Below are 19224 nucleotides of genomic sequence, written 5' to 3'. Positions count from 1 at the left end.
TCAGGGGTCGCTCTGCCGGCGTTGCCTCGTGTGCTGGTCAGGACTGGACGGCCGGCTTCAGGACGTCCTGGCACCACTGGCGGAAGCTCGTGGCGCACACCGCGGCGTGGGGTTCGGCGTCGTAGATACCGTTGTTCTGGGCGTTGACCATGTCGGACCATCCCCGGGCCAGCGAAGGGCTCGCGCCGTGCTGCACCAGGCGGACCTGGAAGTCGGCGAGGGAAACCTGCTCGTAGCGCACCGGCCTGCCGAGAGTCTCGGAGATGATCTCGGCCATGGCGTCGGGGGACAGGTCGTCGGGGCCGACCAAGGGAATGCGGGCCTGCCCCTGCCAGGTGGGGTCCAGCAGAAGGGCCGCCGCCGCAGCGGCCACGTCCTGGGTGGCGACGGTCAGCAGGGGCCGGTCCGCGGTGTTCGCCATGGAGAACACGCCCTGCTGTGCGATGGGCTGGGCCTGGCGGAGGATGTTCTCCATGAAGAACGGCAGTGCCAGCGCCCGGTACTCCACGCCGGTGCTCTCGATCAGTTCGTCCATGCCGAGCGCGGCCGACAGAAGGCCCGCCTCACCGGCGTAGCCGTACCCCAGTGACGTGACGTGCACCATCCGCACGCCCCGGCTCGCGGCTTGCCGGGCTGCGGCGCGGGTGAAGTCCAGGTAGTAGCTCCGGGTGGGCTCGGCGTCCTGGAAGTCGGCCGGCGGCACGAGCCAGAACAGCTGGTCGGCGTCCTGCAGTGCCTTCGCGATCGTGCTCGCGTCGGCGTGGGAACCCTCCACCACCTCCGCCTGTGTGCGCACGTGTTCCGGGAGACGGGAGGAGTCGCGGGCGATCACCCGGACCGCCTCACCGCTGCCCAGGACACGGTCCAGGATCTGTCGGCCGATGTCACCGGTCGGGGTAGTAATGACGATCACGATGCCTCCGTGGATGGCGGGCGAGGGCGAACCCGAGAGGGAGTGCCCGGGTGGTCGTTCTCGAGTGAACCCGTCGCAACGGCGCAGGTGAAGGACCACTTCGATCGCAATTGATACTCTGGAGGTATGAATGATCTGGAGGTGCGCCAGCTCCGCTACTTCGTCGCCGTCGCGGAGGAACTGCACTTCGGGCGCGCCGCCGAGCGGTTGGGCATGGCGCAGCCCCCTCTGTCCCGAACGATCCGTGACCTTGAACGACAGCTCGGCGTGACGCTGTTCGAACGGACCACTCGGCAGGTGAGGCTCACCGGTGCCGGAGAGGTCCTGCTGCGCGATGCCAGAACCGCCCTGGAGGCGGTCACCGCCGCCGCCCGCCGGGCTCGGCACGCGGGGAGCGTCTCGCCCCGGCTGCGTATCGCCCTCAAGGCCGACATCGACGGCGGTCTGCTGCCGCAGATCCTGGAGGCCTACAGCGCCGACCGAGCCGCCCTGCCCCCGGAGCTGGTCCTCGGCGGGATCGGCGCGCAATCCCAAGCGCTGCGCGAGGGTCTCGCCGACGTCGCGCTCGTGCTGCGCCCCGTGGACGAGCGTGGACTGGACAGTGAACCATTGCTGACCGAGCCGGTCCTGGTCGCCATGGCCGCCGGCGACCCGCTCGCTGCCCGGACCGAGCTGTGCCTGGCGGACCTGTCCGGCCGCAGCCTCCTCAACGGCGCACCGTCCGACGAGGGCCCAACCGCGCCGTCCTCGCCCGGGGAAACGGCACCGGCCTCCAACCTGTCGGAGATCTTCAGCCTCGTGGAGACGGGCAGCATCGTGTTCTTCACGCCGACGTCGGTGGCCCGCCGTAACCCACGCCCCGGGGTCGCTTTTCGGCCGGTGAGTGACGTCCCGGACTGCACCCTGGCCGTCGCCTGGCCCCAGGACGCCCGCTCACCGGCCGTCGCCGCCTTCGTCCGCGCCGCGGTCGAGGTCGCCCACCAGGCACAAGCAGAGACCTACGTGCACAGCACGCCCGGCTGAGCCCCGTCACCATCGACGCCACAGCCGGCCGCCGCCGAGGGGGCCACGACCGGATGTCGTGGCCCCCTCGGGTCCTACCGGGCGCGGGAGCCGCTCCTCGTCAGTCCTTGCCGGCAAGCCTCCAGATCTGGTTCTTCTTGGTGTTCAAGGTGGAGCCGGTGTCGCAGGTCCACTGGTGGACGAGGGCGCCGGGCGCCGTGGAGATGGTGCTGACGTCGACGCACTTGCCGCTGTGCACGGCCACGAGCTGGTAGTCGTGGCTGTTGCCGAGCGCGGTCACCGGCCGCAGCGTGAAGCGCTGGTTGGGGCCGTTGAGGCAGGTCCACTGCTGGACGGCGGCGCCGTCGGCAGTGGAGATCTGGCTGATGTCCAGGCACTTGCCGCTGTAGTGGTTGACGACGGTGTAGGTGTCGGTCGTCCCGGCGACGGGGTGGAAGTCGAAGACCTGCTCCTGTCCGTTCCCGCAGGTGTTCTGCCGGTACTGGGTGCCGTCGGCGGTGGACTGACCGGGGTTCTCCAGGCAGAGCCCGCTGTGCTGGGCGACGGCAGTCGAGGAGAACCCGGCCGCGGCGCCGATGTGCAGACTCGCTGGGGCGAAGGAGACCTGGTCCAGGTGGGGCGCGGAGCTGGACCGCATCGGCTGCCCGATGTCGCTGCCGCCGCCGGAGTAGACGACGCCGACGGTGGTGCCGTCCCAGTTGTACAGCTGCGAGGCCGTGAACTTGACGCTGTTGGCGCCCTTGGTGAGGGTCACGGGAACGGTGTAGTTCTGGAACTGGTTCCAGTGCAGGGTGCTGGCGAAGTTGACGCGGGTGGCTGTGCCGCCGTTGACACTGACGTCGGCGTGCTCGGCGTACAGGTCCGGGTTGTAGTGATTGGAGGGCAGTTCCTCGTTGTTGGCGAAGCGCATGGTCATGGCGTAGGTGCCGGCCGCGGGCGCGTTGACGTTGAGGGTCAGGGAGTTGGCGGTTCCGTTGCCGATGCCGGTGACGACACCGCCGTTGGCCTGGCTGTAGGTGTTGTCGACGGCCGCGGTGCCGGTGAGAGTGCCGTTCTCGGCCTGGTAGGTGACGACGTTGCCGGTGGTGACGGGGTCGTTGGCGCTGAACGGAGTGACCGCCAGGTCGTCCAGGGCGAGCGTGCCGCCGGAGCCGGTTACCTTGACCTTGTTGATCCCGCCGTTCAGGTAGACCCGGTTGGTGGAGGTGTACCAGGCGCCGGTCGTCGCACCGGAGAGGGTCTGGTCGTTGACGGTTCTGCCGTTGACGGTCAGGTCGGCCTGGCCGGTGTTGCGGAAACGGGCGGTCAGGTCGGCGTAGCCGTCCCGTGCGGAGTAGACCCAGAACGTGGCGGACTTGCCGGAGGTGAGATTGACCGCGCCGGCGCCGGACTGGCCCTGGGAGGCGTAGGTGGCGGTGGCGCTGTCGGAGAGGTTCGCCTGCTCGGCCTCGTAGAGCGTGGTGCCCTGGACGGAGGCGTCCTTGTACTGGAGGTCGATCTTGTCGATGATCGCGTCGCCGACGGTCGCCGCGCCGTTGTCACCCGTGGTGGCCAGGGTGATGGTGTGGCTGCCCGCGGTGAGGTGCACGGTGGCGTCGTCGTGTCCCCACACCACCCACTGGAAGCCCACCGGGATGTCGATTCTGGTGGAGGCGCCGCCGTCGACCCGCGCGTAGATGTTCGTCGGGCCCTTGACGTCGGAGTCCTTGGCGTAGCTGTTGCCGAACACCGAGAGGTTGTAGTCGCCGGTGGTGGGCACGGAGACGTTGAAGGAGACCACCGTGGTCGATCCGGTGCGCAGGCCGCCGACGTCCTTGGTGCCGGAGGTGGCGAACTTGCCTACGTTGCCGGTGGTGCCCTCGGTGTTGATGTTGTAGCCGCTGCCGCTGAGCGTGGCGTTCTCGGCCTCGTACGTGCCACGCCAGGTGTTGTCGGAGGTGGTTGCGCTGCCGGTGCCGCCGGGGGAGACGATCACCTGGTACGCGGACATCGCGTCGAGGCTGATCGGAACCGTGATTGAGCCGTCGGAGCCCACGGCGACGTCGGCGTCGGACAGCCGGGTCGGGGTGGCCGCCGCGCCGATGTAGCCGCTCCAGCGGTCCTGGAACACGCTGACGTGCACGGTGCTGCCGAAGACGGCGGGGTCGATGTTCTTGATGACCGTGTCGGAGGCACCGCTGGTGCCGCCCCCGGCAAGGATGACCCGGGCCTGCTTCTTGGCCGTGTCCAGACTCGCCACACCCTGCAGCGTGTACGCGGCGTTGGCCCCGCTGCTGGTGACCTTGACGGTGTTGCCGCCCTTCATGGAGCTGTACCAGTTGTACAGCCACCACTGGGCGTTGGGCGTGTTCTGTGCGGCTGCGGAGTCGCCCAGGTTGCCGTTGATGTTCCAGTACGGCAGGTTGCCGTCGACCTTCTCGTCCTCCATGCCCGCGATCCACTGGACCATCTGGCCGGGGTCGGTCAGGTGGTAACGGTGGGCGTACTCGTTGAGGTTGACGGTGATCGGGGAGACTCCGGCGGAAGCCTCCGCCGCCCGGTAGGCCTCGACCGTGCTGCGGACGTCCGCCGGACTGCCGAGGGTGTGCCAAGTGACCACGTCCGGCAGGCAGTTGTTGGTCTTGCAGTAGCTGAGGAAGGTGCCGAGGGTGGAGGCGCTGAAGCCGGCGAGGTTGGGCCCTGCCAGCCGTGCGGCGGGCCAGATGCCCTTGATGAAGTTGTAGGTCTGGCGCCACTCGGCGTTGAACGCGGCCAGCGTCGACGAGTTGCTGCGCATGCCGTTGAACCAGCCTATGTCGGGCTCGTTGTAGGGCACGAAGACGATGTGACTGGCATACGGGCTGGCCATCGCCTGCTCGACCTGGGTTCTCATGTACCCCTGGTACTGCGCGTAGCTGGTCCGTTCGTAGACCGTGCGGTACACGTCCGTCATGTAGATCATGACGTCCCTGCCACCGCTGTCCACGAACGGCTTCGCGATCTCCAGGGCGTCTGATCCGGGGTGCTGCTGACCGTCCTGGTACTTGGTGTTGGTGGTCGTCAGCCCCATCCCCTCGATGAGGTTGTTCGTCGGAACGTCCGGTCCGTACAGGCCGTACAGCGCCCCGGAGGCACCGCCGCGGAAGGCCCCGGTGGAGTTGCCGAGGTCGACGGTGAGGGTGGGGTTGGCGGCGGAGGCCGGCGTCGCCGTCACGGCGGTGACGCCCGCGACGAGGGTCAGCGGAAGCAGCGTCGTCGCGACGCCGCGGAGGAGGCGTCTCGCGGCCGAGCGTCTTTGCCCGATTGCTGGCATGTGCTTACGTCCCTTCGGATGGGGTTGTTGTCGCTGTGCTGCCGGCCCCCGTGCCGGACGTGTGGGTGGGTCGCCGCTCGCGATTCAGACGACGGAGGCGGCGATGTCAGCGCGGCGCCGGTGGTCGCGTGCGAGGAGGAGGTAGCTGCTGGCGGTCCAGGTGTAGGCGCGGTCCCGCAGGCCGGTGCCGGTGAGGGCGTCGAAGTTCTCGGCGAAGCCGTGGGTTTCGCACAGGGCGCGGAAGCGGGCGCTGATGTCGTCGGCCAGTCGCTGGTGGCCGGCCCGGCGCAGACCGTCCTCGATGAGGACGGTGGCGGGTGCCCATATCGGACCGCGCCAGTAACCGTCGGACAAGTAGTGGGGTGAGGTGGGCAGTTCGGTGGCCAGCCCGTACGCGGTCAGGTGGGTCTCGATCCGGGCGGCCAGGGCCTTGCCGACGTGCTCGGGGAGGTGCTCGCCCAGTGCCATCGGCATCAGGTCCAGCAGGCTGGAGCTTGCCCAGGTCGCGGCGCTGTCCGCACCGCGCGTCACGAACCGCTCTCCTGCCCACAGCTCGTCGAGCATGGCGGCCTGGGTGGCCTCGGCGGTACGGGACCACCGGCGGACGTCGTCCGGAAAATCCAACTCGTCTGCCAGGCAAGCCAGTTCGCGGAGCTGGAGGACGAGGAAGGCTGCGAGGTCGGCGGTGACGGCCACGCGCTCCGGGTCGAAGGTGGTGGCGTTGTCCCAGCCGCTGTCGTTGCCGTGCTGGTAGTGGGGCAGGGCGGCACCGGGTGCGCGCCTGGCGGTGAGCCAGAACTCCGTCCACCGTGCCAACCTGCCGTAGATCTCGGCGAGTTCCTGCCGGCTGAGGCGTTCGGGCAGCAGTCTGCGCAGGTGGGACAAGGCCCAGCCGTGGATGGGCGGCTTGACGAAGTTGTACAGGACCTCGGAGTGGGCCACCGAGTCCGGCAGAGCGCCGGTCTCGTCCTGGTGGTCGAAGGGCAGGGAGAACTGGTCCCAGGCCAGCTGCGGGTGTCCCGGCGCCAGAGCGAGGGCGTTGAAGCAGTGGTCCCAGCTCCAGACCTTGTCCATCCAGTGCTTGGACATCAGCACCGCGGGGCGGGTGACCAGGCCGGCCGGGCGGACGGTCGCCGACCAGACCACGTAGGCGGCGAGTTCGACGGCCGGGGTGTCGCACGAGCGCCAGGGGGCCATGGCGTCGACGAACTCGGCGAACGACCGTCGCGCGGCCTCCACGACTTCGCCGAACGCCGCCGACGAGCGGTAGGGCTGTCGCGCACTGTCGATTTCCTCGATCGCGATCTCCCACGATCCGTCGGCTCCGGCGGTGACCGCGAGACCCCGGTCACCGGCGCCCAGGGCCTGAGCACCGGACACCTCGGTGACCGTGCCGGACAGCACGGTGATCCGGTAGCGGCGGCCGGTCTCGTACGAGGTGAAGACGTGGGCGTTGTCCACGGGGTCGCGGTAGAAGTAGGTCCCGCTGAAGGGGGTCAGGCTCTGCGCCGCCGCGGTGACACGCAGCCCCAGCTGGTCGCCGTGCACGCGTACGGTGTCCGGCGTCGCGTAGGCGAGTCGTACACGGCCGCGCTCGCCGAGCCAGCTGAGCAGGCCCGGGGCCGCCTCGACACGTGTCCCGGCCCGCTCGCCCGTGGCCGCGTCCAGGGGGACGAGGCGCAGGACGGCGTGCATGCCGTTCTGGTGCGAGACGAGGTGGAGGTCCTCGGAGCGGGTCTTCTCCGCCAGCACGGGAGAGAAACCGAACCAGGATCCGTGCGTGCTGAACGGGATGTCATGGACGGAGAACTGCGGGCCGGATCGGGCGGCGGTCATGTGGGGCAACTCGTTTCTTGGGCAGGAGAGATCAGCGGTCTGCCGTCGGCCGGCGAGGGAGTGGTCAGTCCTTGACGGCACCGGCGGTCACGCCGGCGGCGACGTAGCGCTGGGCGAGGACGAGGATCACCGTGGCGGGCAGGGAGGCCACGACGGCAGTGGCCATGATGGCGTTCCACTGCTGGTTGTTGTTGCCGATGTAGTGGTAGATGCCGAGCGTGATGGGCTCGTGGGCGCCGCCGTTGGCGAGGGTGCTGGCGAAGACGAAGTCGGACCAGGACCACAGGAACGCGAACAGCGAGACCGTGACGACCGAGTTCCGGCTCATCGGCAGGACGATCGACCAGAAGGTGCGCAGGGCCCTTGCCCCGTCCATCTGCGCGGCCTGGATCAGCTCGCCCGGGATGCCGGACATGAACGCGGTGAAGATCAGGACCGCGAAGGGGACCGCGAGGGTGGAGTCGGCGACGATCAGGCCCGGGACGGACTGGAGCAGGCCGAGCTGGAGGTAGATGGCGTAGAAACCCATCGCCATGATGATGCCGGGCACCATCTGGGCGACCAGGAGGAGGAAGCTGAGTACGCCTCCTCCGCGAGGGCGGAGCTTCGCCAGCGCGTAGCCGGCGGGGGCTGCCAGGGCCACGGTCAGTACGACGGTGCCGAGGCCGATGACCAGGCTGGTGCCGAGGTAGGGCAACTGCTGGTCGAAGACGGCGCGGTAGCCCTCCAGAGTGCCGTGGACGGGGAAAAGGTCGGGCGGGCTCTTGCGCATGTCCTGGTCGCGGGTGAAGGACACGTTGATCATCCAGTACACCGGGAAGAGCATGGCCGCGGTCAGCAGGACGCCGACGGTCGTCCTGACCCATGTGCGGGTGCGGCGCTGTGGGGTGCTGAGGGCGATTCCTGTCATGACAGCGCCTGCTTTCGCTGGACCTTCAGGTAGATCAGGCCGAAGACCAGGGCGGCGACGACGAGCAGGTTGCCCACGGCCGCACCAGGGCCGAAGGCGGGCAGCAGGTTGCCGAAGCCGAGTTGGTAGGACCAGGTGGCGAAGGTGGTGGACGAGTCGGCCGGGCCGCCCTTGGTCATGATCCAGATGATGTCGAAGACCTTGAGCGTGTAGACCAGGCCCAGCAGCAGGGTGATGGCGGACACCGGGCGCAGCAGCGGGAAGGTGATGCTCCAGAAGCGGCGCCAGGCGTTCGCCCCGTCCAGGGCGGCGGCCTCGTACAGGCTGGTGGGGATGGATTGCAGGCCGCTGTACAGGACGACGAGGTTGAAGGGGACGCCGATCCAGATGTTGGCGATGATCACCGAGGTCAGGGACCAGGAGGGTGAGGTCAGCCAGTTGACCGGGCCGACCCCGAAAGCGCTCAGCAGGGTGTTGACGATGCCGGAGTCGCTGTTGAGCATCCAGGACCAGGTGGACGCCGAGACGATCAGCGGCAGCAGCCACGGGACGAGGAACAGGGCGCGCAGGGTGGCGGAGAGCCGGAAGTTCTGGTTGAAGAAGACCGCGAGCGCGAGCCCGATGGCGTACTGGAAGACCAGGCAGACGGCGGTGAAGACCGCGGTGTGCAGTAGGGCCGGGGCGAAGGTCGGATCGTCGAAGATCTTGCGGTAGTTGGCCAGTCCGGTGAAGGGCGCGTCGCCCTGGACGAAGGAGCGGACGGTGTAGTTGCGCAGGCTCAGGTCGAGGTTGCGGTAGAGGGGATAGGCGTAGAAGAGAGCGAGGTAGAGGGTGACCGGGGCGAGGAAGGCCCAGGCTGCCCACTGCTGGGAGGTCGGACGGCGCCGGGCTCGTGCGTGGGCCGGGGACGGGGCGGAGGTGGCCGCCCCGTTCCGGCTCTGCACCGACCGGCGTTCCGGCACCTGTGTCATGGGTTTCATCGGCTGGCCGGAGTCCTCGACTACTTGACGGCGGACTGTGCCGAGCCGAGGGCGTCCTTCGGTGACGCCGACCCGCTGAGGGCGGACTGGACGGCCTTCCACAACTGCTCGGATATCTTGGGGTACTTGGTGCCCAGGTCGTCACTGGTACGGCCCTTGGCGGCCTTGACCGCGTCCACCCACGGCTTCAGCTTGGCGTTCGCGGTCACCTGCTGGTCCTGGACCTCGGCGGTGGGCGCCACGTAGGACAGCGTGGTGTCCGTCTGGAGCAGGTTCTGGCTGTTGGTCAGGCAGGACACGAGCTTCTGGGAGGTCGCGTAGCGAGCGGTGTCCTGCTGGACCGGCATCGTGACGAACTCACCGCCCGTCGGGGCTTCCGCGGAGCCTCCGGTGGAGGCCGGGACGGGGATGACCCCGTAGTCGAAGCCGGCCTTGTCGGCGTTGGCGAGCTGCCAGGTGCCGTTCTCGGCGAACGCGTAGTCGCCGCCGGCGAACTCCTGCCAGCTGGTCGTCTGGGTGTTGTTGATCACCGAGTTGGGGGCGTAGCCCTTGTCCAGCCAGCCCTTCCAGAGCGACAGCGCGGAGGTCGCCTGGGCGGAGTCGAGCGCGGTCAGCTTGGCGCCCGAGCCCCAGAACCAGGGCAGGAACTGGAAGCTGCCCTCCTCGGTTCCGATAGCGGAGAAGGTGATGCCCTTCTTGCCCGCCGCCTTGACCTTCGCCAGCGCCGCCGTCAGCGACGTCCAGTCCTTGACCGAGGAGATGTCCACTCCTGCCGCCTTCAGGACCTTCTTGTTGTAGTAGAGGGCCAGGGTGTTGGCGCCGATCGGCGTGCCGTAGGTCTTCCCGCCCGACTGGCCGGCCGCGAGCAGGTTCGGGCTGACCTTCGACGTGTCCACCTTGTTGTCGTCGGTGGTGGTCAGCACACCGGCCTCGGCCAGCGTGGAGACCACCGGATTGTCGACGATGAGGATGTCCGAGGAGTTGCCCTGCTGCGCCGCCAGCAGCGCCTTGTTCGTCAGGTCGCTGGTGTCGAAGGCGGTCCGCTTGATCTTCACGCCGGCCTCGGTGCCGCAGCCGTCCAGCAGCTTCGTCCACTCCGAGCCCTTGCTGAACTGCGGGTACGGGTCCCAGATCGTGTACGTCTTGCTGTCCGCGGCCTTCGTGGAGGTACCGCTCGCGCCGGAGGAGCACGCGGTGGCGCCGGTGGTGACGGCGACGACGGTTAGGACTGCGGCGGTCAGACGCCTTCTGCTGGTTCGCTTCATTGCGGGTTCCTCATGGGTGCTCGGCACGGGTGTGCTCTGGAATCGGCACGGGTGTGCCCGGGAGTCGGCACAGGTGTGCCCTGGGAGGGTGTCGGGGACTGCTGGGCTCGGGACGGTGAGTCCCGTCATCGCCCGGTATGGAGTGCGGGGTGCGGGGGGATGGGAAGTGCGGTCAAGGGTGCGCGGGGGCACCGAGGTCGTGGGCGGCACCGGTGGGTCCGGGGCCGGGGGGCGCGGTGCTGGCTCGCAGCGAGATCGGCGGCGCGAGCAGATGGTGGCGGGCGGGCGCGGCGGGATGGTTCAGCCGCTCCACGAGCAGTTCCACAGCGAGGCGGCCCATCTGTTCCGCCGGTACGTCCGCCGCGGTGAGCTGCGGGGTCACCGTCTCCGCCCACCTGCCGGCCACCACTCCGGTGACGGAGAAGTCGTGGGGCACCTGGCGGCCGGCCTGGGCCAGCCCCCGGTAGATGCCTCCCAGCGCGGCCTCGTTCAACGTGACCAGGGCCGTGGTCGCCGGGTCGTCGTGCAGGATCTGCTCCAGACACGCCTGGCCCGAGGCGGCGTCGTCCCCGCAGCAGTACGTCCGGACGGTCAGTCCGCGTTCCGCCGCGGCCTTGGTGAAACCGTCCAGACCGCGGTGCGCGGACTCGTACCCGGCCCGCAGCAGCGGCTCGGGACGGTTGACGAAGGCGACCCGACGGTGACCGAGGTCGGCCAGGTGGTGGACGCAGGCCGCAGCCAGAGCCGTATGGTCCAGGCCCACCCACCAGCTGCCCTGCGGATTCGCGGTGCGGCCGATGGCGACGGAGGGGAAGCCCACCTCGGTGAGGTGGTCGAGCCGGTCGTCCTGCAGACGCATCTCCATCAGGATGGCGCCGTCGACCCGCCGCTCACCCAGCAGCCGCTGGAACGAGCGGTCGCTGTCCATGCCGCTCGGCGAGAGCAGCACGTCGTAGTCGTGGTCCGCGGCGGCCTCGGTGACGCTGCCGATGAAGTCCAGCTGCATGCCGGTGTAGTGGTTCCCGGCAGGCGGGAAGACCAGACCGATGGTGTTGGTCCGGCCGTTGGCCAGAGCCCGGGCGCTCGCGTTGGGCTGGTAGCCCAGGTCGTCGATGACGCGCTGGATCTTGCGGCGGGTGTCCTCGGACACGGGGCGCTTGCCGCTCAGGGCGTACGACACGGTGCTCCGCGAGACACCGGCCCTCTTGGCAATCTCACCGATGTTCACGGGGGACTCCTCGTCGCCGAAGACAGTCGAACCGGTTCGGTTCTTCAGACGGACCAAGTCGACTGGATTCCGACCGTCGAACCGGTTCGCGTGAAGTGAAGGTAGGAGCAACTCGGGCGGGTGTCAACGCCTCGTGGCCGTTTTCTCGTAACGACGCGGAAACGTCGTCACGCAGGGATGAGTGTCCGGATTGCCCAGTTAAGCACCCGCTTATCGCCGCCTCTGGGGCGGATGCGAGGCCCGATGTGCCGTGCCCGAATCCGTGATGATCGACCGCGTCCGCCCAAGTGGCTCGTGTCGAGACCGTTGCCGGCCAGATTGCCCGATGTTACGTTTCGTCGAACCGGTTCGACTGATTCGGGTGACAGGGAACGGCTCCGTTGGGAACGACAGTGAGGCGTGTCGGGGCGGCGTTTGCTGAGCATTTTCCAGCTTCACGAGTGCCGAGGCGGGTCTTCCGTGACCAGGCTGCGTGATACCGCGGTAGCGGTTATCAGTGCCTTGGATACGCTCCCTGGCGTTGGTCTTCGCTGTGAGTGTGGGGGTGCCTGTGTGTGAGGGAATCGGATGGCTGGCGAATCAGGACGAAGGGCTGGACAGCGTGGTGTTCGCGCGGGATGTGAGCCCGGAGGACCTGGCGGTGCGGATGGGTGGCACGCCCGGTGCCGCAGTGGATCTGACCGGCCCTGATGTCACCTCTCTTCTCCTCCGATCGGCGATGGGCGACAGTGCCGTGGTGCGTGTCGCGGGATGTGGTGCCTGGTCGTACGCAGTACTGCACCTGGTCGACCCTGGGCGAGACGACCTGGCCGTCAGAGCATCACGCGGTGGTGCCGAAGTCATCCAGTACGTGGCGATGACGGATCACCCGCCCGCACAGTTCAACTACCTGCGTGATGGTCGAACGGTGTGCGGCTTCGGAATCGGGGAGGAAGCACACCGCTGGGGTCAGGATCCGGACCATCTGCTGCCAGCGCTCGTTGCAGGCGGCGTCCTGACCCCTGACGGCACGAGTCACCAAGCTGCGCCGGCGGGCTCAGCCATGAGCGGCAACCGTCTCACGCTCACCATGCTTGAGCACCACTTCGGGCTGTGCCTGCCCAAAGCCAGTGTGATGCGTGCGCCACTGCCCGCGTACACCGTACGCGGGCAGCTCAGCTTGGGTCCCGAATCCGATGTCGACCTCATCCGCGCCTGGGCCGCCGAGCACGGCTACTCCCTGAACTGGGGCCGTAGTGGCCACGTACCGGCCTCCATCCGCGACGCGTATGCCCATGCCGACGGTAGGCGCTCAAGCTGAGGCCGGAACGGGCTCAGTGAGCTTCTTCGAGTTGGCTGCCGATCAGGTGATGGACCGTGAAGCCGCAACGAGCGAGGCCTCCGGGCTGTTGATCGAGTTGTCTGACGTCTGAATCACGTTGCTCGAAGACCTCGTTGGTCATCCATCTCCATCCTGCCGCACTCGACCTACCGCATGCCCTCGTGGAGTGGGTGACCTTGCTGATCGTCACCCGTGAGGGCGACCGCCGCTGCAAGCTCCACCCGTCCCAGCGCGCGACGGTGGCACTGGTGTACCTACGTGAGCACACCACTCTCGCGAAGATCGCCGCCGGGTTCGGGATCAACGAGTCCACCGCCCACGCCTGTACCAGCGCCGTCATCGACCTGCTCGCCGAGCGAGCGCCCGGTCTGCTGACGGTCTCGCGCGAGGCCGATGCGGACTTCGTCCTGCTGGACGGCACACGTGCCGAGTACGACCGGGACGGCGACGGACGGGCCGACTATTCCCACAAGCACCGCAGGCACGGAGTGAACGTCCGGGTGGTCACCGATCCCGGCGGCCGGCTGCTGTGGCTCTCGCCCGCTTTGCCGGGCTGCACCCACGACCTGACCGCCGCCCGCCCGCCCGCACGCACGCACCGGATCATCCGGATCTGCGAGCGCCAGGCGTTCCCATCCTGGCCGATCTCGCCTACCAGGGTGGCGGCCCCTGGCTGACCACCGGTATCAAATACAGGCCCCTGCAGGAACCCACCTCTACCGAAAAGGCCCTCAACCGGGCACTGGCCGCCGCGCGAGCACCGGTCGAACGCGGCGTCGCCCGCTTGAAATCCTGGCGCATCCTCCGCAGGTCCCGGTGCAGCCCAAATCGAATGACGGCAATCGCCAAGGCCAACCTCACGCTTGAGCCGCAACGCTGAAGAAGCTCAGTGACGGCCGGGGCACGCTGCAGGCGTGACCCCCGAGCTCCGGGTCGCAAGAATCAGCGAATTCTGGATTTCCCGCTTCTCTTGTTGAGGGGGTGATCGAAGAGGATCCTTTTCGTGACGGGGGAGAGTGGCGGACCAATTCGGGGGATCCGTTGTGGCCGAGCAGGAGATCATCGACGTCCGGGTCAGCCGGCGGATTCTGCGGGTGGGCGGAGAGGTGTATCAGCTGCGCACCATCACCCGGGCCGCGGCGGTACGCGTCACTCCGAACCGGCGCAGGACGGCCGGCCGGTGCGCCGGGTACCTCCTGATCGCGGCGATCGTGCTGCTGTTCGTCGACTTCGCGCTCTTCACCTCGGGAGTTTCCGCGGAGCGGGAGTCGCGTGTCGCGCTGGTGACCGTCTTCGCCGTGCTGCTGCTCGTCTCCCTCGCCCGGCTGATATCGGTCCTGGTCAAACGGACCTACTACGCCCTGGTCATCGAGACGGCAGGCCATCCGTTCACCGTGCTCATCAGCAGGGACCCGCAGGAGGTGGGGCGCCTCGTGCACCAGATCATGGACGCCCTCGACGACCCTGCCGCGGAATTCCACGTCAGAGTCGAGAACTTCCACCTGGGAGACAAGATCAACATGTTCGGCGGCGGCCACAACATCGGAAAGGTCGGACGGTGAACGACGACGCGAACCGCGGCGATGTCCAGATCGGTGACGTCGTGAACATCCACGGCGGATCCGGGCACATAGGCATCGTCAAGAATCACAACCAGAACCTCAACAACGGTCCCGTGCACCAACAGGTCGAGTTCCAGGACCTGATCCGGGCGGTCGAGAGCCTCCGGGGTCGGGTATCGGCCGACGACCGCGAGGTCCTCGACGGCGCGTTGGACGCCATCGGGACGGGCGAACCGGTGCAGCCGGGTGTGCTGCGGCGGGCGCTGACATCCATCGCTGGGGTCGCCGCGGTGGTCGGCGACATCGGCGTTCCGGTGGGAGCGGCGGTGCAGAAGGTGCTGGCCCTCCTCGGTGGGTGACGGAGCGCGCCCGTGAGCGAGGCGCGCGTGGCTCGGTGGTGGACCGGGCGGATGGGGTGGTCAGGCGGCCGGGTGGGTCGCTCCCGCGCTCCAGCGGCCGAGCACCGGTTCGCCGAGGGTGCGGGCTGTCCAGCACAGGGTCTGGCCGTGGCGGGTGAAGAGTTCGTCGCGGTCGTCGAAGTGGCCGAGGTCGGCGACGACCCGGGCGGAGAGGTCGCAGACGGGGCCGGCCTCGGTGCCGCAGGCGTCCCAGCGGACGCCCGTACGGGCCACCGCGTCGAAGAGGGTCTCCCCGCCCCTGTTGGCGAAGCCCTCGCCGTCGCCCCCAAGGGCGGGGGAGTCGAAGAGGTCGCCGATGGGGACCCAGGCGCCGCTGATCTTGAACTCCGGCCAGGCCAGCAGGACCTGCTCCGGCACGAACGGCTTCAGCCGAGGGAACCGGGGATACCAGAAGGTTCCGTCGACCAGCAGCCCGCGCACCCGCGTCCGTACCCGGACCGCCCGCGCGACCGCCTCCAGCGCCGCCATCCGCTGACTGCACGAGCCGCGCCGCAGCCGCAGCGTCCGCGACACGCGCCGACGGTCCTCCACCGAGTACACGGGCCGTACGTCCCTTGCGATGATCCGGTGCGCGGTCCGCAGCGCGTCACGCGGCGTGGCCTCGCTCAGCACCCGGCGCGCGACCGCCCCGACCAGCGGGTCGTCGTGATCCAGGATCGGCGTGGCCCGGGTGGAGCCGACCACGCCCATAGGCTCCCGCACCGTCACCGCGGCCCGTTTGGCCTGCGCGTTGTAGGACATGAGCAACCGACTGGTCATGACAGGTCCGTCCCCGCACCCCGTTGTGTGCGCTCACGGTGGAACGCCGCCCGCCCCCTGCGGGCACTCTCCCGCCCATCATTGCACGACCCTTCGAACGGCTCGCGAACCACTCTGGGTAAGGGGCGGGCCGGGGCTCCCGGGTCTCGGGCGACGCGCTTTCGTCCACCGCTCCCACGGCCCGACTGCCGTTGATGGCCATGAGGAGATAGCTGCCCCCGGGCGCGCCGACGGGCAGGAGGGCGGCGACTGTGTGCGCCGCCCCCGCCGCGTGCTGGCACCGGGTCAGATGTGTTCGCGCGGCCAGGCCAAGATCGCGCCGACGACGAGGGCGCCGATGGCGGTAGCTGTTCCGCGGACAGCCCGGTCAGGGCGGTCCGGGACAGGTGGCGAGGTAGCGCGGGGGCCATGTGCTTTACGGCAAATGACCTGCAGATACCGGAGGAGGGCACAAGGCTGCCGATCGCGGCCGACGACGGCAGCCGGAAGGGGGGTGTGGTTGGGCGTTGATGGTCGTGCTCCAGCCGTGTCGGCCGGTGGGCGTACCGGTGGTCTGGCACCGGGTTGCGGATGCGGCCCGCGCACGACGCCGACGTGCCGGACCGGCTGCACGACCGGGGGCGGGCGTGACGAAAGGATGCAGCCGAGCACTGTCGACATCGCCATGGCGATGTGGCCCGAGTAGGAGACCTGTGCACCCCATGGTGATCCGTCTCACCGAGCTGCTTCAGCCGCCCCGAACGGCGCCGGACCCGCAGCCCTGGCGGCAGACACACCTCGCTCTCGGTACCGAACTGCCCGGTGACTTCCGGGACTTCGTCGACACGTACGGCTACGGCAGCCTCGACGGGCTGATCGGGGTGCGCGCTCCCGCGGGAGGCGGCGAGGAGACCGAGCTGCGGACCTTTCACGGGTCCGAGCGGTTCGCGCCCTGGCCCGCCGAGGGATCGCTGCTGCGGTGGGGCACCACGCAGTCGGGCCACGACCTCCACTGGCGCAGAACGGGCGAGAGCCCCGATGCCTGGCCGGTCGTGGTCGTCGGTCACCGCAGCGGAACGGCGTTCGAACTGCCCTACGGGATGGCCGAGTTCGTCCTCCGCATGCTCGGCGACCCGGCGGACCGTCCCGCCGACATCCCAGGGGTCGCGGGGCATCCGCACTCGCGCTATCTGGACACGCGCACCGAGGAAGAGTTGGACGACGCCGGCGAGGACCCTTGGGAATACCTCGACGACCACTGGGACGCCATGGAGCACGCACGGGCCGAGAGCCCGGCGGTCACCTGGATCCATGGCCCGGACGCCACCGTCCCGACAACCCGCCCGTGCCGCGGCTGACGGTCCAGGGCTTCGGCCTGGACGGAGCAGAGCTGCGCATTTCGGCAGGCCTGGACATCGAACCGAGCACCCCGCTCACGGCCACGGTGCGGATCGGCGGACCGAACGGCGACGTGATGCGTCGTACGGGGGTGCCGGTGTCCGTGTCCGGCGGGGCCGCCGTGGGCTCGCTGCTCCTCGACATCCGGCTGCCCGCGCGCAGCGACGACACCGGCAGGCCGTGGCCGGAAGTGCTGCACGCCATGAGCCATGAGCCGGAGTGGAGCCTGTCGGTCTCCGTGCAGGATCGGGCGATCGGCGCAGCACGCGGGCGGCACGGCATCGTCACGGGCGCCGGCATGCACGAGGGCGCGCTCGACATCGCGGTGGGAGTGCGGCCGTGAACCGCGGACAGCGCCGCGTTGGCTTCATCGTCGTTGCGGCCGCTGTGGCCGGGACAGTCACCTGTTGGTTCCTGTCCGCGAGAAGTACCTCCGCACCGTCCCCGCCCGCCCCCGTCTCCCACGCCGACGTCAGCAGCGACTGCCGGGGCCGGGTGCCATCAGGCGTTTCCAGCCCCTGATGCGCCCTCCGTCTGTGCTCCCGGAGGTGTTCGCCCGCCCGAAGCCCACGCGACGAACCGAACGAAGCACTACGAGGTGCGTACGGCATCCGAGATCGGCTTGGCGCCGCCGTGCGCGGTGAGGCCTCCGTCCACGGGGATCTCGGCGCCGGTGATGAAGGACGACTCGTCGGAGAGGAGGAACGTGACGAGGGGGGTGATGTCGTCGACGGTTCCGGTGCGTCCGAGAGGTGTTCCTGCGAGGTTGGCCTCGCGGAAGGCGGGTGCGGCGGAAGCGGTCATCTCGGTCTCGATGTAGCCGGGGTGGATGGTGTTCACGCGGATGCCGCGTGGGCCGAGTTCCATGGCGGCGGTGGCCGACAGGCCCCGCAGTGCCCATTTGCTGGCGGTGTAGGCGACCGGGTAGTGGGCGGTCAGGGCCGCCGAGGAGCCGACGTTCACGATGGATGCCCCGGGGTGCATCAGCGGTGCCAGGTGCTGGATGCCCAGGAGAGGACCTGTCACGTTGACCGCGTGGACGCGGGCCATGTCCTCGGGGCGTACCTCGTCGAGGCGGGCTCGCCAGGTGATGCCGGCGTTGTTCACAAGGCCGTGGATCTGGTCGTACGTCTCACCCAGTTCGGCGGCGAGTTCGGCCCAGTCCTTCTCGCTGGTGACGTCCAGTCGGCGGCAGCCCGGGGCTTCGGTCACGTCCGTGGCGATGACCTGGGCGCCCTCGCGGGTGAGGGCCTCGGCCTCGGCGGCGCCCTGGCCGCGGGCCGCGCCGGTGACCACGACGACCTTCCCGAGGAGCCTTGGGCGGTGCAGGTCGGTCACGGCCGCTCCCGGGAGCGGCGTCGGCCGGTCGGCAGCGGCACCGGGGTGGCCCCGGCGACTACCGTGTTGGAGACGCTGCCGATGCCTTCCACGGTGAGGGTGACCGTGTCGCCGGGCTTCAGCGGGGGCGGGTCCTGCTCGCCGCGTACGCCCCACAGTTCGGCGAGGCAGCCGCCGTTGCCGCAGGTGCCGGAGCCGAGGACGTCGCCGGGACGGACGAGGGTGCCCCGCGAGGCGTAGGCGACCATCTCCTCGAAGGTCCAGCTCATGTTGGACAGGAGGTCCGTGCCGACGGTCTCGCCGTTGAGGGAAGCGGTGAGGGCGAGTCGTAGGAAGCCCTCCTCGTCCCGGTACTTGTCCAGTTCGTCAGCGGTGACCAGGTACGGGCCCAGCGTGGTGGCGGTGTCCTTGCCCTTGCAGGGGCCGAGGCCCGTCTTCATCTCCGCGGACTGCAGGTCGCGTGCCGACCAGTCGTTGAAGATCGTGTAGCCGATGATGTGGTCGCGGGCCCGCTCGGGTGTGAGATCGCGGCCCTCCGTGCCGATCACGGCGGCCACTTCGAGTTCGAAGTCGAGCGAGGTCGAGCCGGGCGGTACGGGAATGTCGTCGTGCGGGCCGTACACCGCGTAGGGGTTGGTGAAGTAGAAGGTCGGGGCCGCGTACCACTGTTCCGGTACTCCGGCGGCTCCGTCCACCGATCGTCGTACGCCCTCGACATGCTCCTCGAAGGTGACGAAGTCCCGCACGGTGGGCGGCTGGAGCGGGGGCAGCAGCCGTACCTCGGAGACGTGGGGGCCGGCGGGTGTGTCGAGCGTGGTGGACCCCGCCTCCAGCAACTCGGCCAGTCCGCCGACCTGGGCGAGCAGGGCGGTCAGGGAGTCGACACCAGGGAGCGGGTAGAGGGTGCCGTCCTCTTCGACGACGGCCACGTGGCGTCGGTTGCGGTACTCGTACGCGGCGAAACGCATGGAGCTTCCTGTCGGCGTGAGGGGCGGGTGCGA

Annotated in this window: 17 protein-coding genes and 1 pseudogene; 7 read left to right on the top strand and 11 right to left on the bottom strand. The window is 69.1% G+C overall.

The window, feature by feature from the left end; genetic code table 11:
• Positions 1–37: 37 nt before the first annotated feature.
• Positions 38–913 carry an NmrA family NAD(P)-binding protein gene (locus AQJ54_RS34030; protein WP_062243984.1) on the bottom strand — a complete coding sequence of 292 codons (876 nt, stop codon included), beginning with the start codon at positions 911–913 and terminating at the stop codon, positions 38–40.
• Between the two features lie 126 nt (positions 914–1039).
• On the opposite strand from AQJ54_RS34030, the gene AQJ54_RS34025 reads away from it, so the two are divergent.
• On the top strand, positions 1040–1936 hold the full coding sequence (locus AQJ54_RS34025) for a LysR family transcriptional regulator (RefSeq protein WP_062243981.1): 897 nt from the start codon (positions 1040–1042) through the stop codon (positions 1934–1936).
• A 100-nt stretch (positions 1937–2036) separates the two neighbouring features.
• Here the strand turns inward: AQJ54_RS34025 and AQJ54_RS34020 are convergent, their stop codons facing one another.
• The 6 genes from AQJ54_RS34020 to AQJ54_RS33995 form a co-directional block, all read right to left on the bottom strand.
• Complete coding sequence (locus AQJ54_RS34020; RefSeq protein WP_062243979.1) at positions 2037–5228, bottom strand: RICIN domain-containing protein; 3192 nt, start codon at positions 5226–5228, stop codon at positions 2037–2039.
• A gap of 84 nt (positions 5229–5312) precedes the next feature.
• Positions 5313–7064 carry an amylo-alpha-1,6-glucosidase gene (locus tag AQJ54_RS34015; protein WP_062243976.1) on the bottom strand — a complete coding sequence of 584 codons (1752 nt, stop codon included), beginning with the start codon at positions 7062–7064 and terminating at the stop codon, positions 5313–5315.
• A 64-nt stretch (positions 7065–7128) separates the two neighbouring features.
• Positions 7129–7974 carry a carbohydrate ABC transporter permease gene (locus AQJ54_RS34010; RefSeq protein ID WP_062243974.1) on the bottom strand — a complete coding sequence of 282 codons (846 nt, stop codon included), beginning with the start codon at positions 7972–7974 and terminating at the stop codon, positions 7129–7131.
• On the bottom strand, positions 7971–8954 hold the full coding sequence (locus tag AQJ54_RS34005; RefSeq protein ID WP_062243963.1) for a carbohydrate ABC transporter permease: 984 nt from the start codon (positions 8952–8954) through the stop codon (positions 7971–7973). Before AQJ54_RS34005 ends, AQJ54_RS34010 begins: the two co-directional genes overlap by 4 nt.
• A 20-nt stretch (positions 8955–8974) precedes the next feature.
• Positions 8975–10219: a sugar ABC transporter substrate-binding protein gene (locus tag AQJ54_RS34000; RefSeq protein ID WP_062243960.1), complete on the bottom strand. Its 1245-nt coding sequence runs from the start codon at positions 10217–10219 to the stop codon at positions 8975–8977.
• A 172-nt stretch (positions 10220–10391) separates the two neighbouring features.
• Complete coding sequence (locus AQJ54_RS33995) at positions 10392–11447, bottom strand: LacI family DNA-binding transcriptional regulator (RefSeq protein WP_062244393.1); 1056 nt, start codon at positions 11445–11447, stop codon at positions 10392–10394.
• A gap of 520 nt (positions 11448–11967) precedes the next feature.
• On the opposite strand from AQJ54_RS33995, the gene AQJ54_RS33990 reads away from it, so the two are divergent.
• On the top strand, positions 11968–12747 hold the full coding sequence (locus AQJ54_RS33990; RefSeq protein WP_159055589.1) for a DUF6461 domain-containing protein: 780 nt from the start codon (positions 11968–11970) through the stop codon (positions 12745–12747).
• A 13-nt stretch (positions 12748–12760) separates the two neighbouring features.
• On the opposite strand, the gene AQJ54_RS47470 is transcribed toward AQJ54_RS33990, so the two are convergent.
• A complete protein-coding gene (locus AQJ54_RS47470; protein ID WP_281279475.1) occupies positions 12761–12889 on the bottom strand; it encodes a hypothetical protein in 129 nt (42 codons plus the stop codon).
• Between AQJ54_RS47470 and AQJ54_RS33985 the strand changes: the two are divergent.
• The 3 genes and pseudogenes from AQJ54_RS33985 (at position 12888) to AQJ54_RS33975 (ending at position 14689) form a co-directional block, all read left to right on the top strand.
• Positions 12888–13648 (top strand): annotated as a pseudogene (locus AQJ54_RS33985) (transposase). The gene AQJ54_RS47470 and the pseudogene AQJ54_RS33985 sit on opposite strands and share 2 nt — an antisense overlap.
• Before the next feature lie 163 nt (positions 13649–13811).
• A complete protein-coding gene (locus tag AQJ54_RS33980) occupies positions 13812–14330 on the top strand; it encodes a DUF6232 family protein (protein ID WP_062243955.1) in 519 nt (172 codons plus the stop codon).
• A complete protein-coding gene (locus AQJ54_RS33975) occupies positions 14327–14689 on the top strand; it encodes a hypothetical protein (RefSeq protein ID WP_062243952.1) in 363 nt (120 codons plus the stop codon). The genes AQJ54_RS33980 and AQJ54_RS33975 overlap by 4 nt, the downstream gene beginning before the upstream one ends.
• Positions 14690–14749: 60 nt before the next feature.
• Here AQJ54_RS33975 and AQJ54_RS33970 read toward each other — a convergent pair whose 3' ends face one another.
• A complete protein-coding gene (locus AQJ54_RS33970) occupies positions 14750–15508 on the bottom strand; it encodes a transglutaminase domain-containing protein (protein WP_062243949.1) in 759 nt (252 codons plus the stop codon).
• A 701-nt stretch (positions 15509–16209) separates the two neighbouring features.
• Between AQJ54_RS33970 and AQJ54_RS33965 the strand changes: the two genes are divergently transcribed.
• Positions 16210–16845, top strand: a complete 636-nt coding sequence (locus tag AQJ54_RS33965; protein ID WP_062243947.1) for a hypothetical protein — start codon at positions 16210–16212, stop codon at positions 16843–16845.
• Positions 16833–17228, top strand: coding sequence for a hypothetical protein (locus AQJ54_RS33960; protein ID WP_062243945.1), 396 nt, complete (start codon positions 16833–16835; stop codon positions 17226–17228). Before AQJ54_RS33965 ends, AQJ54_RS33960 begins: the two co-directional genes overlap by 13 nt.
• 248 nt (positions 17229–17476) lie before the next feature.
• Here AQJ54_RS33960 and AQJ54_RS33955 read toward each other — a convergent pair whose 3' ends face one another.
• Complete coding sequence (locus AQJ54_RS33955) at positions 17477–18223, bottom strand: SDR family NAD(P)-dependent oxidoreductase (RefSeq protein WP_062243943.1); 747 nt, start codon at positions 18221–18223, stop codon at positions 17477–17479.
• Positions 18220–19191 (bottom strand): fumarylacetoacetate hydrolase family protein, encoded by a 972-nt coding sequence (locus AQJ54_RS33950; RefSeq protein ID WP_062243941.1) that lies wholly within the window; start codon positions 19189–19191, stop codon positions 18220–18222. The genes AQJ54_RS33955 and AQJ54_RS33950 overlap by 4 nt, the downstream gene beginning before the upstream one ends.
• Positions 19192–19224: the final 33 nt, after the last annotated feature.

Origin of the sequence: Streptomyces griseorubiginosus, assembly GCF_001514195.1 — a bacterium.
Lineage (GTDB): Bacteria > Actinomycetota > Actinomycetes > Streptomycetales > Streptomycetaceae > Streptomyces > Streptomyces griseorubiginosus.
The sequence above is the reverse complement of the archived record's forward strand: the minus strand, read 5'-3'. Positions and strand labels throughout refer to the sequence as shown.

Excerpts from the sequence above, each read along its gene's own strand:
- AQJ54_RS34025 (WP_062243981.1), top strand. The coding sequence starts at position 1,040 with ATGAATGATCTGGAGGTGCGCCAGCTCCGCTACTTCGTCGCCGTCGCG.
- AQJ54_RS33965 (WP_062243947.1), top strand. The coding sequence starts at position 16,210 with ATGGTGATCCGTCTCACCGAGCTGCTTCAGCCGCCCCGAACGGCGCCG.
- AQJ54_RS34000 (WP_062243960.1), bottom strand. The coding sequence starts at position 10,219 with ATGAAGCGAACCAGCAGAAGGCGTCTGACCGCCGCAGTCCTAACCGTC.
- AQJ54_RS33970 (WP_062243949.1), bottom strand. The coding sequence starts at position 15,508 with ATGACCAGTCGGTTGCTCATGTCCTACAACGCGCAGGCCAAACGGGCC.
- AQJ54_RS34005 (WP_062243963.1), bottom strand. The coding sequence starts at position 8,954 with ATGAAACCCATGACACAGGTGCCGGAACGCCGGTCGGTGCAGAGCCGG.
- AQJ54_RS47470 (WP_281279475.1), bottom strand. The coding sequence starts at position 12,889 with ATGACCAACGAGGTCTTCGAGCAACGTGATTCAGACGTCAGACAACTC.
- AQJ54_RS34010 (WP_062243974.1), bottom strand. The coding sequence starts at position 7,974 with ATGACAGGAATCGCCCTCAGCACCCCACAGCGCCGCACCCGCACATGG.
- AQJ54_RS34020 (WP_062243979.1), bottom strand. The coding sequence starts at position 5,228 with ATGCCAGCAATCGGGCAAAGACGCTCGGCCGCGAGACGCCTCCTCCGC.
- AQJ54_RS33950 (WP_062243941.1), bottom strand. The coding sequence starts at position 19,191 with ATGCGTTTCGCCGCGTACGAGTACCGCAACCGACGCCACGTGGCCGTC.
- AQJ54_RS34015 (WP_062243976.1), bottom strand. The coding sequence starts at position 7,064 with ATGACCGCCGCCCGATCCGGCCCGCAGTTCTCCGTCCATGACATCCCG.